Annotated in this window: 9 protein-coding genes; all 9 read left to right on the top strand. The window is 35.6% G+C overall.

Annotated features, from left to right (window positions below; genetic code table 11):
- Positions 1-4 precede the first annotated feature (4 nt).
- The 9 genes from JC605_RS17010 (at position 5) to JC605_RS16970 (ending at position 17,547) form a co-directional block, all read left to right on the top strand.
- On the top strand, positions 5-1,078 hold the full coding sequence (locus JC605_RS17010) for a carbohydrate-binding family 9-like protein (RefSeq protein ID WP_198857344.1): 1,074 nt from the start codon (positions 5-7) through the stop codon (positions 1,076-1,078).
- On the top strand, positions 1,053-2,171 hold the full coding sequence (locus JC605_RS17005; RefSeq protein ID WP_198857343.1) for a putative glycoside hydrolase: 1,119 nt from the start codon (positions 1,053-1,055) through the stop codon (positions 2,169-2,171). Before JC605_RS17010 ends, JC605_RS17005 begins: the two co-directional genes overlap by 26 nt.
- Positions 2,172-2,261: 90 nt before the next feature.
- Entirely contained in the window at positions 2,262-3,284 is a 1,023-nt protein-coding gene (locus JC605_RS17000) for an isoaspartyl peptidase/L-asparaginase family protein (RefSeq protein WP_198857342.1), read from the top strand.
- Between the two features lie 288 nt (positions 3,285-3,572).
- Positions 3,573-5,885, top strand: coding sequence for a beta-N-acetylhexosaminidase (locus tag JC605_RS16995; RefSeq protein ID WP_198857341.1), 2,313 nt, complete (start codon positions 3,573-3,575; stop codon positions 5,883-5,885).
- A gap of 12 nt (positions 5,886-5,897) precedes the next feature.
- Entirely contained in the window at positions 5,898-7,751 is a 1,854-nt protein-coding gene (locus tag JC605_RS16990) for a beta-galactosidase (RefSeq protein WP_198857340.1), read from the top strand.
- Between the two features lie 37 nt (positions 7,752-7,788).
- Positions 7,789-9,273: an alpha-L-fucosidase gene (locus tag JC605_RS16985; protein ID WP_198857339.1), complete on the top strand. Its 1,485-nt coding sequence runs from the start codon at positions 7,789-7,791 to the stop codon at positions 9,271-9,273.
- An 11-nt stretch (positions 9,274-9,284) separates the two neighbouring features.
- Positions 9,285-11,525, top strand: a complete 2,241-nt coding sequence (locus JC605_RS16980; protein WP_198857487.1) for a GH92 family glycosyl hydrolase — start codon at positions 9,285-9,287, stop codon at positions 11,523-11,525.
- A 12-nt stretch (positions 11,526-11,537) separates the two neighbouring features.
- Positions 11,538-14,198, top strand: a complete 2,661-nt coding sequence (locus JC605_RS16975; protein WP_198857338.1) for a glycoside hydrolase family 3 N-terminal domain-containing protein — start codon at positions 11,538-11,540, stop codon at positions 14,196-14,198.
- A gap of 262 nt (positions 14,199-14,460) precedes the next feature.
- Positions 14,461-17,547 carry a SusC/RagA family TonB-linked outer membrane protein gene (locus tag JC605_RS16970; RefSeq protein ID WP_198857337.1) on the top strand — a complete coding sequence of 1,029 codons (3,087 nt, stop codon included), beginning with the start codon at positions 14,461-14,463 and terminating at the stop codon, positions 17,545-17,547.
- Positions 17,548-17,563 lie beyond the last annotated feature (16 nt).

The following is a 17,563-nucleotide window of genomic DNA, read 5'->3' as shown; positions in this document are numbered from 1 at the left end:
AAAGATGCATAGTAGAAGTAATTTATTGTCCCTTGCCGTTTTTTTTGTTGGATTGATGGGTTATGCGCAATCTGAAAAAGAGGTTACACCAAAAAGTTATATTGCCTATAAAACTTCAAAAGAAATTGTTATTGACGGAGACGGCGCAGATAAAGACTGGGAAAAAGCATCTTGGACAACTCCTTTTGTCGACATAGAAGGTGTTGAAACTCCAAAATACAAGACTCAGGTAAAAATGCTATGGGACGATAATTACTACTATATTCTCGCTAAAATAGAAGAACCTCACGTTTGGGCAAATCTAAAACAACGCGATACGATTATTTTTTATAATAATGATTTTGAGGTTTTTATCGATCCGGATAATGATACGCACAATTATTATGAATTAGAAATTAATGCGTTAAACACGGCTTGGGATTTATTTATTAATAAACCTTACCGCGAAAAAAACACGGTTTTAAACGATTGGAATATCGACGGATTAAAATCGGCTGTAAAGGTTGATGGAACTTTAAATAATGCTTCAGACACAGATAAAGGCTGGACGTTAGAAATTGCCATTCCGTGGTCGGTTTATAAAACATCTTATTTTGATGACATTGTTCCGAAGGATAAATTTTGGAGAGTCAATTTCTCTAGGGTGAATTGGCAGCATTCTATCGTTGACGGAAAATACGAAAGAAAAAAAGATTCAGAAGGAAAGTTTCTCCCAGAATACAATTGGGTTTGGTCGCCTATGGGAGTCATTAATATGCATGAGCCCGAAAAATGGGCTTATGTATACTTCTCTTCAAAAGAAATAGAAGGACAGGATACTTTTACAATTCCACAGGAAGAAAAAGTAAAATGGGAACTGTATACGTTGTACCGTGCTCAAAAGAGATATTTTGATAAAAATAAATCTTGGGCAAAATCACTGCAAAGTATCAGTAAAAAAAATATAGTTGTTGATGGAAAAGTTTTAAAACCAGTTTTAGAAAATCATTCATCAGGATTTAATATCTTGGTAAAGAGTCCTTTTTCAAACAAAACCTTAATAATTAAAGAAGATGGTAAAATTATTACGAACGAATAAGCTGCATAAACTATCAAAAGTTTTAGTATTAGCGCTTTCGCTGAGTTTATTCTCATGCGGACAAAAAGAAAATAAAGATCAGCAAAACGGTAAATTCACTTTTGGAGTCTGGACAACTGCTGATGCTAAAAAATCGGATGCAGATTATTCAAAAGAATTCAAAAAATACAAAGATGGCGGAATCGATGAAGTTTTAATTAACACACAAACCGATCCGAAACTATTAGCAAGATTAGTTCCGCTTGCAAAAAAAGAAGGACTAAAAGTGCATGCTTGGATTATGGCAATGAACCGTCCAAATGATTCAGTTGCTCTACAACATCCAGATTGGTATCAAGTAAGCAAAGAAGGAAAATCTTGTTTTGATAACCGTCCGTATGTAGATTATTACCAATGGCTTTGCCCAACTAAAGAAGCATCTAGAAATCACGTTTTAGGTTTGGTTGAAGGTTTAGCAAAAGTAGAAGGAATTGAAAGTGTGCACTTAGATTACATTCGTTTCCCAGATATTTTTCTGCCAATTAGTTTGCTGCCAAAATACAACTTGGTTCAGGATGTAGAACTACCACAATTTGATTTCTGTTATTGTGATGCCTGCGTAAGCAAATTCGAAAAAGAACATCATAAAAATCCGAAAAATAGCCACAACACTTCAATTGATATGGAGTGGAAAAACTTCAGATTAAATGCAGTAAAAGCGGTAGTTGATGATGCGTATAAAATCGCACACAAATACAATAAAAAATTAACGGCAGCAGTATTTCCTTATCCGGAAATGGCAGATCACATGGTGCGCCAGCGTTGGGACAAATGGAATATTGACGAAGTATATCCAATGATTTATCATAGTTTTTATGATGAAGAAATTGACTGGGTAGGTTACGCAACCAAACAAGGTGTAGCCGATTTAGAAGGAAAACAAACGAAAGTAAATACAGGAATTTATATTCCGGGATTAAAATCGGATGCAGAATTGAAAGAAGCGATTTTGCTGGCTAAGAAAAATGGTGCAACAGGAGTTTCATTTTTTGACGGAAATGCCTTATCGGATAGTAATTTAAAAACAATTGCAGCCGTAAAATCGGCCTTGTAGTCGATTTTACTGGGATTAAAAATTATTACTGATTAATTTAGCAACATTAAGAACGTTTTGTTTCTGAAAGTTGAATTAAAACCAAAAGACATGTCAAATAGAAGAGATTTTATTAAGAAAACCACTTTAGGCACTTTAGCCATAAGTTCTGTTTTGGGCGTAAGCGGATTTGCTGCTAATCATGAAAATGAAGAAACAGCAGAACCAAAAGAAAAAAAGCAGACCAAACCAATTATTATTTCGACATGGAATCACGGTTTGCCTGCAAATAAAGAATCTTGGAAAAACCTAAAAGAAGGAAAATCAGCTTTAGATGCAATCGAAGCTGGAATGAAAATACCTGAAGCAGATCCAACTGTACGTAGTGTTGGTTATGGAGGATATCCGGATCGCGAAGGAAAAGTTACCTTAGATGCTTGTATTATGGATCATAACAGCAATTGCGGTTCTGTTTGTTTTTTACAAGGAATAATGCACCCAATTTCTGTTGCGAAAAGAGTATTGCAAAATACGCCTCACGTAATGTTAGCGGGACAAGGCGCATTGCAATTCGCCTTATCTGAAGGTTTTAAAGAGGAAAATTTACTGACTCCAGAATCTGAAAAAGACTGGAAAAAATGGCTGGAAGATTCCAAATACAAACCAGTTATTAATATAGAAAATCACGATACCATAAGCATGCTAATGTTAGACCAAGATGGCAACCTTTCTGGCGGATGTACCACGAGCGGTGCAGCTTGGAAAATGCACGGACGCGTCGGTGACTCCCCAATAATCGGCGCAGGTCTTTTCTTGGACAACGAAGTAGGAGCTGCAGCGGCAACAGGTTTGGGCGAAGCCGTTATTAGAACTGCTGGAAGCGCAATGGTTGTCGAATTAATGCGTCAAGGAAAATCTCCTTATGATGCTTGTAAAGAAATTACAGAACGTATTTACAACAAACATAAAAACCACAAAGACATGGAATACCTGCAAGTTGGTTTTATTGCTTTGAATAAAAACGGTGAATACGCAGGTTACAGCTTAAGATCAGGATTTAATTTCGCTGTTTCTGATGATGCAAAAGGACATAGAATGGAAGATGCGAAATTTAAAATGTCTTGGGATAAATAAATATGATTACGTTAGATGGATTAAAATCCATCCCTACAATATATTTCGAGCCAATGGCTCTTTCATAAAAAGTTCCGAAAGAACGGATTATTTTGTAGCAACGGATTTTAATCCGTTGAAGATATGAAATGCAATATTTGTCATTTCGACGAAGGAGAAATCTTCGCAAGAAACTCTACAAAGATTGGCGAGTTACTTTGAGGAGCTACTAACGAAATGACAAACTAAACCTAAAAACTACATCTTTAAATGTTTGAACAAACAATTAGAGAAACCAAAAAACAAAGAATGAAAAAATTACTATTCCTATTAACCGTAATCACTTCAATTTTCTCGGCTAACGCGCAGAAAGTTTACACGGAAAGTGATATACGTATCATTCCGAAACCGACTCAAACTCTGATTAAAACAGGTGTTTTTGAATTTACAAAAGATACAAAGTTTGTAGTAAACGGTGATTTTCAAAAAGATGTTGCAAATGCTTTGGCTTCTAAATTTGGGACTGCTGCAGGATGGAAACCAGAAGTGACTACAAAAGCTCCTGCGAGTAATTATGTTTTATTGAAAACAGACCCGAATTTAAAAAATGAAGCTTACGTTTTAGATGTAAATCCGACTAATATTGTTATTTCTGCAAAAGGGAATAATGGTTTTTTATATGCTTTAGAAAGCATCAGACAATTACTTCCTGAAGCAATTGAAAGTCAGTTTGCGATTACTTCTGCAAAATGGCAGATTCCAAGTTTGACTATTAATGATGAACCTCGTTTTAAATGGAGAGGTTTAATGCTGGATTTTTCACGTCATTTCTTTGATAAAAATTATGTTTTAGCTACAATAGACCGTTTGGCAGCACATAAAATGAATGTTCTTCACATGCATTTAGTAGACGATCAGGGTTGGAGAATTGAAATCAAAAAATATCCAAAACTAACAGAAGTTGGCGCATGGAGAGTAGATCAGGAAAACAGAAGCTGGAATGCCAGATTAACCACAAATCCTGACGAAAAAGGAACTTATGGTGGATTCTTCACACAAGAAGAATTAAAAGAAATTGTAAAATATGCAGCCACAAAAGGAATTGAAGTAATTCCAGAAATCGAAATGCCAGCTCACGTAAGCAGTGCCATTGCATCTTATCCGGAATTGGCTTGTTTCGATCAGAGAATTGGAGTTCCTTCTGGAGGAGTTTGGCCTTTAACAGATATTTACTGTGCAGGAAAAGAAACTACGTTTGAGTTTTTACAGAATGTTTTAGACGAAGTAATGGCCATTTTCCCTTCAAAATATGTTCATATTGGAGGTGATGAAGCGACTAAAACCAATTGGGCAAAATGTCCGCACTGTCAAAAAAGAATTAAAGACGAGCACTTAAAAAGTGTAGCAGAATTACAAAGTTATTTTGTAAAACGTATTGAAAAATATGTTAATTCTAAAGGTAAAAAGCTAATTGGCTGGGACGAAGTATTGGAAGGTGGATTAAATCCAAGCGCAACAATTATGTGCTGGAGAGGTGAAAAAATTGGTGCAGAGGCTGCTAAACAAGGCCACGATGTAATTATGTCTCCAGAATCTCCTTGTTATTTTAACTTCTATCAAGGACCTCAAAATGAAGAACCTTTAGCTTTTGATGCTTATAATCCGTTAAATAAAGTATATCAGTTTGATCCAGTTGTACAAGGAATGACTCCTGAAGAAGCTTCGCATATTTTAGGCGGACAAGCCAATTTATGGGCAGAACATATCGCTGGTCCAAAAGATTCTGAATATATGATTTTCCCAAGATTAGCCGCTTTATCAGAAACATTATGGAGTCCGAAAGAGAAACGTAATTGGAACGATTTTACGTCAAGATTGTTTTCAATGTTCAAGCGTTACGATTATCAGGGATTAAATTATGCGAAAAGCGCTTATTTGGTAACCGCTTCTTCAACAGCTGATTTAGGGAATAAACAAATCAAAGTAGAGTTGAAAAATGAATTCCCAAATCCAGATATCCGCTATGTTTTAGGAAACCAAAGCATCGATCACCATGCTATAAAATATACTACGCCAATTGAAATTAAAGAAACTACAGTTTTAAAAGCTTCTTTATTTCAAGACGAAAAACCAGTTGGAAAAACATTTACAGATACTATTGTTTTCCATAAAGGATTTGCGAAAAAAGTGAAATACTTAACACCTTTTAATGAGAATTATAAGGGAGATGCTAATACTATGGTAAATGCCATTCGCGGAAGCAAGAATTTTCACGATGGGCAATGGCAAGCTTGGCTAGTTAATGATATGGAATTGGTAATTGATCTTGAAAAAGTAGAAAGTATTGAGCAAGTATCAGTTGGAGCTTTAGAAAGTCAAGGCGCAGGAGTTAATTTCCCAATTCAAGTGAAAGTTTTAATTTCTACTGATGGAATTAAATATACGCAAGTTGGAAAAATAACACGTCCGTATGCAGCAAATCCAGTTCCGGAGTTGAAAGATTTCAAAATCAATTTCCAAAAACAAAATGCACGTTTTGTAAAAGTAATCGGTGGCAACTTAAAGAAAAGTCCAAAAGGAGAAAGCTCTTGGTTGTTTGTAGATGAGATTTTGGTGAATTAAATATTTTAAAAAATGAATAAGATATTATTTAAGCTCGGTGTATTATTGATTTGCGTGATGCCGTTTTTTACAAAGGCGCAAACCAAAGGATTTTCTATATCTAATGGAGAATTTCAAAAAGATGGGAAAATTATAAAAATACATTCGGGAGAAATGCACTATGAGCGTATTCCTAAAGAGTATTGGAGACATCGATTGCAAATGATTAAAGCTATGGGATTGAATACCGTGGCAACTTATGTGTTTTGGAATTATCACGAAATAGAACCAGGTGTATGGGATTTTAAGACGGGAAATAGAGATTTGGCAGAGTTTTTACGCATTGCTAAAAGTGAAGGATTATATGTGATTCTAAGACCAGGCCCGTATGCATGTGGTGAATGGGAATTTGGAGGATATCCTTGGTGGTTGCAAAACAATCCAGATTTAGTAATTCGTACCAATAACAAAGCATTTTTAGAAGCTTGTAAAACGTATCTGGAACATTTATACGCAGTCGTAAAGGGAAATTTTGCTAATCAGGGAGGCCCAATCATTATGGTTCAGGCTGAAAATGAATTTGGTTCTTATGTTTCTCAAAGAACTGATATTAGTGCTGAAGATCATAAAGCATACAAAACTGCAATTTACAATATACTTAAAGAAACGGGATTCCCAGAACCATTTTTTACTTCTGATGGTTCTTGGTTATTTGAAGGCGGCATGGTTGAAGGCGTATTGCCAACTGCAAATGGGGAATCAAATATAGAAAATTTAAAGAAGCAGGTTGATAAATACCACAAAGGGCAAGGGCCTTATATGGTAGCAGAGTTTTATTCTGGTTGGTTGGATCATTGGGCAGAGCCATTTATTAAAGTTGGATCTGAGGAGATTGCAAGCCAAACTAAAAAGTACCTTGATGCAGGCGTTTCTTTTAATTATTATATGGTGCATGGCGGTACTAATTTCGGATTTACTTCTGGAGCAAATTATAATGAAGAAAGTGATATTCAGCCGGATATTACAAGCTACGATTATGATGCCCCAATTAGCGAAGCAGGTTGGGCAACACCAAAATTTATGGCCATTCGTGAAGTAATGCAAAAGTATTCTAAAACAAAATTAGCACCGATTCCAGAGAAAATACCGGTTACAAAATATCCAAATCAGCCTGTCCAAGCCAGTATGGATGTTTTAAGTTGGATCAAAAAAGAAAAAGCGGTTGTAAATGATCAGCCTTTAACATTTGAAAAGTTAGGTCAGGGAAATGGATATGTTTTGTATAGAAAAAGATTTACGCAGCCAATTTCTTCTGGCAAATTGAAAATTGAGGGATTGAGAGACTTTGCTACCGTTTATGTAAATGGAGTTAAGGTGGGTGAATTGAATAGAGTTTTCAAAAATTACGAACTGACAGTTTCTATTCCTTTTAATGGTATTTTAGAAATTCTGGTTGAAAATATGGGACGCATTAATTACGGTGCCGAAATTGTACATAATACGAAAGGAATTATTTCTCCAGTATTCATTAATGAATATGAAATTAGTGGTGGTTGGGAAATGTATAAAATGCCAATGAGTGAAGTGCCAGCTATTAAAAACGAAACGATAAAACCAGGACGTCCAGTTTTATATGAAGCTACAGTAAACATCGATAAACCAGCTGATACTTTTCTTGATATGTCTGCTTGGGGAAAAGGAATTGTATTTGTTAACGGACACAATCTTGGACGCTACTGGAAAGTAGGCCCGCAGCAAACGCTATACGTACCAGGTTGTTGGTTGAACAAAGGTGAAAATAAGTTTGTTGTATTGGAGCAACTTAACGAAAACACTCCAAAAGAATTAACTTTTACAGATCAACCGATACTTGATAAACTAAACTAAAAAAACAAAGAATAATAAATTATAAATTAGATTAAAGATGAAAAAAGGAATATTCATAATCGCCCTTTTATTTTCAGCTCAGATATTCGCGCAGGCGATTTATGAAGATGAAAGATACGTACCAGAAACAGATCCGTTAGTTTTAAAGAACTTAGACGAATGGCAAGGCAAAAAATTTGGTTTGCTAATGCACTGGGGAACTTACAGCCAGTGGGGTATTGTAGAATCTTGGTCTATTTGTCCAGAAGATTATGGATGGTGTGAACGTAAAAAAGGAAGCAATCCATCTAATTATAATGATTATATCAAAGATTACGAAGGTTTAAGAAAGACTTTTAATCCAGTAAAATTCGACCCTGCAAAATGGGCAAAAGCGGCTAAATATGCGGGAATGAAATACATGGTTTTTACCACCAAACACCATGATGGTTTCAATATGTATGATACTAAATATTCTGATTACAAGATTACTAGTAAAGATGTTCCTTTTCATACGAACCCGAAAGCAGATGTTTTAAAAGAAATTTTCAACTCTTTTAGAGGAGAAGGCATTTCAACTGGAGCTTATTTCTCTAAACCAGACTGGCATAACGAAAACTACTGGGATCCTTATTTTCCTCCATTCGACAGAAACGTAAACTACGATCCTTCTTTATATCCAGAAAAATGGCAAAAATATGTTGATTTCACTCACAACCAAATCTTAGAAATTCTTTCTAACTACGGTAAAGTAGATATTTTATGGTTAGATGGTGGCTGGGTTAGAAAAAGAGACCAGGTTAACATCAAAGAAAACTACGACGAGAAGTTTACAGAAAACGAATCTAAAAACGGTTTCATTAAACACAGAGTGGTAGACCAAGATCCAAAAATGGATGAATTGGTTGTAAAAGCACGTCAAAAACAACCAGGTTTAATTGTGGTTGATAGAGCCGTTCACGGTAAAAACCAAAACTATTTAACTCCAGAAGGACGCGTTCCTGATAAAACATTGCCTTATCCTTGGGAATCTTGTATTCCAGCTGGTGGTGGATGGTCTTATTCTCCAGGTGCTCAATACATGACAGGAAGACAAGGAATCCATTTGTTAATTGATATTGTAGCTAAAGGCGGAAACTTATTATTAAACGTTGCTCCAAGTCCAGAAGGAGAATGGGATAAAGGCGCTTATGATTTATTGCAAGCTTACGGAGATTGGATGAAAGTAAACAGCACAGCGATTTATAACACAAAACCAATCGAACCTTATAAAGAAGAAAACATTTGTTTTACACAAAATAAAGCAGGTAATGTATTTGCATTTTATTTAGCTAAAGAAGGAGAAGACAAAATTCCTGCTGAAGTTACTGTAAAAGATATCAGTCCTAAAAAAGGAACAAAGATTACGATGTTAGGTTCTAAAACTTCTTTAAAATGGACAAAAGAAGGAAACGGATTTAAAGTAGTAATTCCAGAAAGCTTAAGAAACAATCTTCCTGCAAAAGAAGCTTGGACTTTAAAAATCGAAGCGATTAACAGATAAGAATGAAACCTATGGTTTTAAATACAAACAAATTTCAAACAGCATGTATTTTTTGCATGCTGTTTTTTAGCATTACTATTTTTGCGCAAGAACCTGCCGATTTTGTTAATCCGTTTATTGGGACTTCCAATTATGGCGCGGCTTATCCGGGACCAATTGCACCACGCGGAATGGCAAGTATTAGTCCGTTTAATGTGGCTGGAGTAAAAAATACACCTATGGAAAAAGACAGTCAGTGGCTTTCGAATCCGTATGTGAATGAGAATACTTTTTTGACAGGTTTTAGTCAAGTTAATTTAAGTGGAGTCGGCTGTCCAGAATTGGGCGTTATTTTATTGATGCCAACGACTGGAGCAGTAGAAGTCGATCATTTAAAATATGGTTCTACTTATTCGAATGAAGTTGCTAAAGCTGCATATTACAGCGTAAACATCGACAAGTATAAAGTAAAAGGAGAATTTACAGCTTCAAAACGAGTTGGGATTAGCAGATTCACTTTCCCGAAAGGGCAATCTAATATTTTGCTAAATCTTGGTTTAGGATTAACGAATGAAGAAGGTGCCATGATAAAAGTGGTTTCTTCAACAGAAATTGAAGGAATGCGTTCTGTTGGATCATTCTGTTACAATAGTCCAGAAGATGCTTATCCGGTTTATTTTGTGGCTCAATTTTCTAAACCTGCCGATAAATTCGGAGTTTGGAAAAAAACTGCGAAATACAACGGTGTCGAAGCACAATGGATGGGCTACAACGGAAAAACCAGAATGATGGAAAATACGATAAAAACCGTTGTGGGGGATAGTATTGGAAGCTATTTTACCTATAAATTCGATAAACAAGAAACGGTTGAAGTGAAGATCGGAATTTCGTACGTAAGTATCGAAAATGCTCGTGAAAACTTAGCAAAAGAAGTGGGTAACAGATCTTTTGACGCAATTTACAAAGAAACCTATAACGAATGGAATGAAGAACTTTCTAAAATTTTGGTTGAAGGCGGTTCAAAAGATGACAATACGATTTTCTACACGGCTTTGTATCATACTCTAATTCACCCAAATACTTTAAATGATATTAACGGAGAATATCCAGTAATCAAAAGAAGTGAAATTCGTAAAACCAAAGATACTCGTTATACCGTATTTTCTTTGTGGGACACGTATAGAAATGTCCACCCGTTAATGTCTTTGGTTTATCCAAAACAGCAATCGGATATGGTAAAAAGTATGTTGAGTATGTTCGATGAAAACGGCTGGTTACCAAAATGGGAATTGAATTCGACTGAAACTTTTACCATGGTTGGAGATCCTGCAAGTATAGTAATTACAGATACTTATATGAGAGGGATTCATGATTTTGATGTTAGTAAAGCATATTACGCGATGTTGAAAGGCGCAGATAATATTGAAAATAATCCGCTTCGTCCGGGATTGAGAGATTATATCAAAAAAGGATATTTGACAACGGATCATAAAGGTCCAGTTTCGACGACTCAGGAATACAATATTTCAGATTATTCCATTTCGCTTATGGCCAACGAATTCGGTGATAAAGACAATGTAAAACGTTTTAAAGAACGTTCTTTATCCTACAGAAAATTATTCGATAAAAACTTAAATCTGCTTCGTCCAAGAACGCCTGACGGAAAATGGTACGAACCTTTTGATCCTGCTTCTGGAGCTAATTTTGAAGAAAATGTTGGTTTTATCGAAGGAAATGCTTGGCAGTACGCTTTTATGGTTCCGCACGACATTATCGGATTAAAGAAATTAATGGGTGGTGATCAAGCTTTTTCGGCACAATTGCAGAAAATTTTTGATATCAAACAGTTTGATATGGCAAACGAACCAGACATTGCCAATCCGTATTTATTCAATTATGTAAAAGGCGAAGAATATAAAGCTCAGGATATGGTAAAGAAATTGGTTCAGGAATATTTCAAAAATGAACCAAAAGGATTGCCAGGAAATGATGATACCGGAACAATGTCGGCTTGGTTAGTGTATTCGATGATGGGAATTTATCCAATTTCTCCAGGAGATCCAATTTATACCATTACCACGCCAATGTTTCATAGAGTGACTATTAAATTAGATCCAAGATATTATAAAAAAGAAAACATCATAATTGAAAGACAAGAAAATAATGGTGGAAAAATCAATTCGATTGAGATAAACGGAAAAACACTTAACAGCTTTTTTATTTCGCACGACGATTTTGTGAATGGAACAAAGCTTAAAGTGATTCAAAACTAAACACACACAACTATGTTACAATTAAGAATGAGGAAAACGGCCATTATTTTTGTAATGGCTGTTGGTTTTTTAAACCATACCCATGCCCAGAAAAAGTATCTTTATCAAGATGCAAAAGCTCCTGTTGAAGATAGAGTAAAAGACTTGTTAAGCCATATGACACTTGAAGAAAAAGTGCGTCAGATGGATATGTATAGAGGAGATTTTTTTAAGGAGAAGGAAGATTTTGCTAAAGGTAAGTCGGCTGAAAAAATAGGGAAATTGGGGATTGGAGCAATTCATGATCTTTATCCGCGTTCAGCGAAAATGATCAATGATTTGCAGACTAATGTAATCAAAGGAAACCGTTGGGGAATTCCGGCACTGATTATGTGTGAAATGCTTCACGGATATTTAGACGAAGGAAGTACTGCTTTTCCAATGAACATTGGACTTGGAGCAACTTGGGATACTTCTGTTTTAGACAAAGTGGGTAAAGTTATTGGTATGGAAGCCAGAGCTCATGGAGTTCATTTTGGTTTTGGACCAAACTTAGATTTAGGACGCGAGCCAAGATGGGGAAGAGTTGCAGAAACTTTTGGTGAAGATGCATTTTTAAACAGTGAAATTGGTTTGGCATTCATCAAAGGATTGCAAGGAGACGATTTAAAATCGGATCGTTCTATTATTGCTGAGCCTAAACACTTCGCGGTTCACGGTATTCCACAGGCAGGAGGAAATTCTTCTCCAATTTTAGTTGGAGAACGTTCGGCTAGAGAAGATCATTTGCCATCTTTCCAAAAAGCATTTACAAAAGGCGGCGCGTTAGGAACAATGTGTGCATATTCTGAGTTAGACGGAATTCCTTGTGCAGCAAATCACTGGTTATTGACTGATGTTTTGAGAAACGAATGGGGTTTTAAAGGACTTGTAGTTTCAGATTTGGGAGCAATTAAATACATTCAGACAACTCACAAAGTGGCTGATTCTCCAAAAGATGCGATTAGAGAAGCTGTTTCTGCAGGAGTTGATATGCAGTTTTACGATTTTTCTAATGAATTCTGGCAAAATACAATTATTGAATTAGTAAATGAAAAGAAATTGACAATGGAGAACATCGACCGTGCAGCGGGAGCAGTTTTACGTTTGAAATTTTTATTGGGTCTATTTGAAAATCCGTACACAGATAAAAACTTGATTAAAGAGCGTTTTCATACTAAAGAAAACCAAGCTGTTGCTTTAGAAGCAGCTCAAAAATCAATGGTTTTATTAAAAAATGACAATAATATTTTACCATTAAGTAAAAATCTTAAAAACATTGCTGTTATCGGGCCAAATGCAAACGCTTCAAGACTTGGAGGTTATGCTCCTAAAAACAGCGTTGGAATGACGGTTTACGAAGGTGTGCAACAAATAATGGGAAAAACAGCAAATGTTGTTTACCAAGAAGGTGTTCCTTTGATCGTAAAGGGTCAGGCTATTCCATCTAAATATTTATTCACTTCAGACGGATCTCAAAACGGATTAAAGGGAGAATATTTCAATAACAGAGAGCTACAAGGAACTCCAGCTTTAACTCGTATTGACAGCCAATTAGAATTTGACTGGCCTTGGGCTCCTGGCGATGGTGTAAATGTGGATGATTTTTCTATTCGTTGGACGGGCTATATTCAATCAGACAAATCGTTTGATGGTTGGTTAGGTTTAAGTTCAGATGACGGAATCAGAATGTGGGTTGATGATCAATTGGTTATCGACAACTGGACAAAAGGAGCAACAAGCATTGTTACCACTCCTAAAAATATTGAAGCAGGAAAGAAATACAAAGTCCGCATTGAAATGTGGGAAGGCGGCTGGGGAGCTAGAGCTCACTTACGTTGGAACTTAGAAAAAGTAGACATGCAGCCAGCAATCGATGCCGCTAAAAAAGCAGATGTTGCAATTGTAGTTTTAGGAGAATCAAACGAATTGGTTGAGGAAAATAGAGACGTTGCAAGCTTGGATTTGCACGGAATGCAACAAGAATTGATTGAAGCGATTCAAAAAACAGGAACTCCAGTAGTTTGTGTGTTATTAAACGGTCGTCCGCTTTCGACAAACTGGATTGCTGAAAATATTCCAGCAGTTTTAGAAGGATGGTTTCCAGGAGAATTAGGAGGAAGAGCTGTAGCAGATGTTTTATTTGGAGATTACAATCCAGGTGGTAGATTACCGATTACGGTTCCAAAATCGGTTGGACAGTTACCTATATATTATAATCAAAAGCCGTCTGCGATACATAAATACGTTGCAGAAAGCGAACACCCTCTATATTCATTCGGTTACGGATTGAGTTACACGAAGTTTGAATATTCTAATTTAAAAATCAGTGCAAACGAAATCAAACCAGACGGAGACGTAAAAGTTTCTGTTGATGTGAAAAACACCGGAAATTTAGATGGAGATGAAGTTGTACAATTATATGTAAATGATGTTTACAGTTCTGTAACGACTCCAGAGAAAACTTTAAGAGGTTTTAAACGATTAAACATTAAAAAAGGAGAAACAAAAAATGTTGAATTTACACTTACAAAGGACGAATTAGGCCTGTATAACAGGCAAATGAAGTTTGTTGTAGAGCCAGGAGACTTCGAAGTAATGGTTGGCGGAAACTCAATAGATCTTCTAAAAACCAAATTCAAGGTTTCTAACTAAAAAGTGTTAAACACCGAATAATTTTAAACGATTTTTAGTTAAAAAAATGAATACAATCAAAAAAGGCCAATTTCTATTCGATTAATAGATTTTGGCCTTTTTTATAAGGCAGAGTAGGATTACAAATGAAAACGTTTTCTTTCAATATATGACGAAAGATTTACCAACACCTTTGAAAAATTGTCATTTGTCGAAATTATATTTTGTTAACAGAATGTATTCTTAAGTTTAACATGTTATTAACTCTAAAAAAACAACTAATATGATTAAAAGCGTACTAAAATTACTGTTTGTCATATGCCTTTTTGGGTTCCAAAGCCTACAAGCGCAGACAACAGTAAAAGGAACGATAACAGATGCTCAAAGCGGAATTCCGATTCCTGGAGCAAATATTATTGTTAAAGGAACTAAAACAAGTGCTTCATCAGATTTTGATGGTAAATACAGCATTAATGTTCCTAATCAATCAGCAGTTTTAGTTTTTACTTATGTAGGATCTTCTACAAAAGAAGTTGCTGTTGGATCACAATCTACAATTAACGTATCTTTAGGTCCAGATACGCAGCAATTAGGAGAGGTAGTTGTTACCGCTCTTGGTATTAAAAGAGAGAAAAAAGCAATTACTTATTCTGCACAAAACGTTTCTGTAGATGAGTTATCAGAAGCAAGATCATTAAATGTTGCTAACTCGCTTTCTGGTAAAGTTGCAGGTCTTAACTTCTCTACAACATCAAACGGTGTTGGTTCTTCTTCTAGAATTACATTAAGAGGTAACAGATCTCTTAACGGAAACAACCAGCCTCTTTATGTAGTAGATGGTGTGCCAATTAGTAACGGAACAACAAACACAAATCCTGATATTGATACAGGAGGAACTACTCAACCAGATGGTATTTCTAACATTAATCCAGAAGACATTGCTTCGATGACAGTTCTTAAAGGACCATCTGCGGCAGCTCTTTACGGTTCTAGAGCATCAAATGGTGTAATTGTAATTACAACTAAATCTGGTAAATCTGGAAAAACTTCAGTTTCGTTATCATCAAACTTTATGGCATCTTCTGCTTACAACTTGATGAATTTACAAAATGAGTACGGTCAAGGTACAAACGGAAACTATGTTTCTAACTCAAGTTCAAGCTGGGGAGCACCTCTAGACGGACGTCAGGTTTCTGCTTGGCAGTTAGTTCGTAATCCAAATTATGCTGGACCAGCTACACAAAGCTATTCTCCACAGCCAAATAACGTTATTGATTTCTACAAAACAGGTTATAACTTGGCAAACACGTTAACAGTTACTGCTGGTAACGAAAAAGCACAAGGTTATTTCTCTTATACTAACACACGTGCTGAAGGTATTGTTGGAGGAAACCAAATGGACAGACACAATCTTAACTTAAGATTGACAAGCAAAATTTCTGATAAATTATCTTTAGATGTAAAAACAAACTACATCGTTCAAGATATTGATAACTTATTGAGAACTGGTGAAGAATCTATCGGAACATCTGCTTATTTATTGCCTCGTAGTATCGCTTATAGAGATTACAAAGACTTCGAATATATTGATGCTGCAGGACAAAGACAAGTAAACTATTTCCTTGACGAAACAGGAGCTCCAGGTGGAAACCCATTTTGGTCTGCTTTAAGAGATGATGCTCGTACAGATAAAAGAAATAGATTTATTGGTTTAGCTTCTCTTAAATATGAGTTTACAAAAACTTTAAGTTTACAAGGTAGAGCAGGTTTAGACCAAATGACAAACAAAAACGTAAGAAACAGATATGCAACAGCTGCTTTCAACAGCAACTTAGGTTCTTATAGCGAATCTTATGAAACAGTAAGCGAATTAAACATTGATGCTTTACTTTCTTACAACGAAAAATTCGGAGATTTCTCTATTGGTCTTAACGCTGGTGCGAGTTCATTGCAACAAAATAGTTCAGCTTTAAATTCTGGTGGGGTATTAAGTAAAAGAAATTACTTCGCATTATCAAACGTGCAAACAGTTCAATCTACTTCTACAGCTTCAGAAAAAAGAATTAACTCTGTTTACGGATTTGGTCAAATTGGTTTCAGAAACTATTTATTCTTAGATTTAACAGCTAGAAATGACTGGTCTTCTACACTACCAACAGATTATTTCTATCCATCTTTCGGACTTTCTGCTGTTCTTTCTGATATGTTTACATTGCCAGAAGTAATTAGTTTTGCTAAATTAAGAGCTTCTTACGCAGAAGTTGGTAACGATACAGATCCGTATCAAACACAACAAAGATTCTCTTACATTGGAGGAAATGGTGGTATGTTATACGGACAAAACACAAAAGCAAATCCAAACTTAAAACCTGAGATTTCTTCTTCTACAGAGTTTGGTGCTGATGTTAGATTTTTCAATAATCGTTTAGGTTTAGATTTTACATACTTTAAGACATTAACTAATAATCAAATTTTCTACATCAATACTCCTGAATCTTCTGGATATTCTAGAGCAATCGTAAATGGTGGAGATATTGAGAATAAAGGTGTCGAGTTCACACTTACTGCAACTCCAATTCAAACAGAAAACTTTACTTGGGATATTACAGCAAACTACGCTTCTTACAAGTCAAAAGTAAAATCTATCTTTGAAGGAAGAGATGAGTTAGTAATTGGTGAAGGACGTTTAGTTAGAAGTAAAGTTGTTCAAGGTGGTGAGTATGGTGATTTATACATTAAAGGTTTCCAAAGAAATGATGCTGGAGAAATCCTTGTAAATAGTGCTGGTATTCCATTAGCAACAAATGGTTTTGATGTTCGTGCTGGTAACTTTAATCCAGATTGGACTGCAGGTTTCAAGAACAACTTCAAATACAAAGATTTCTCTTTAAGCTTCTTAGTTGATTTCAGAATTGGTGGTGAAGTTATTTCATACACTCAAGCTAGACAAGCTGGTTTAGGGGTAAGCGATATCACTTTAGCAGGAAGAAATGGCGGAATCATTGTTGATGGTGTTGTAGATAACGGAAACGGAACTTACACTAAAAACACAACAAGCATTAACGCTGAACAATATTGGACAGCTATCGGACAAAGAACTCCAATTGCAGAACCATTTATTTATGATGCAACAAACATCAGATTAAGAGAACTTGTTTTTGGTTACTCAATGCCAAAACGTTTATTAGGTAACTCAGGATTTACAAGCATCGATTTCTCATTAGTAGGTAGAAACTTGTTCTTCTTCTTAAACAAAGCTAAGTACTTTGATCCAGAAGCTGGTGCAGGTACAGGTAACTTACAAGGAATAGAATCTTTCAACATTCCATCAACGAGAGATTATGGAGTGAATGTTAAATTCGGATTTTAATTAAAAAAGAGATATC

This window comes from Flavobacterium sp. IB48, from assembly GCF_016405855.1.
Lineage (GTDB): Bacteria > Bacteroidota > Bacteroidia > Flavobacteriales > Flavobacteriaceae > Flavobacterium > Flavobacterium ginsengisoli.
This window is presented reverse-complemented; position numbering and strand designations above follow the sequence as displayed.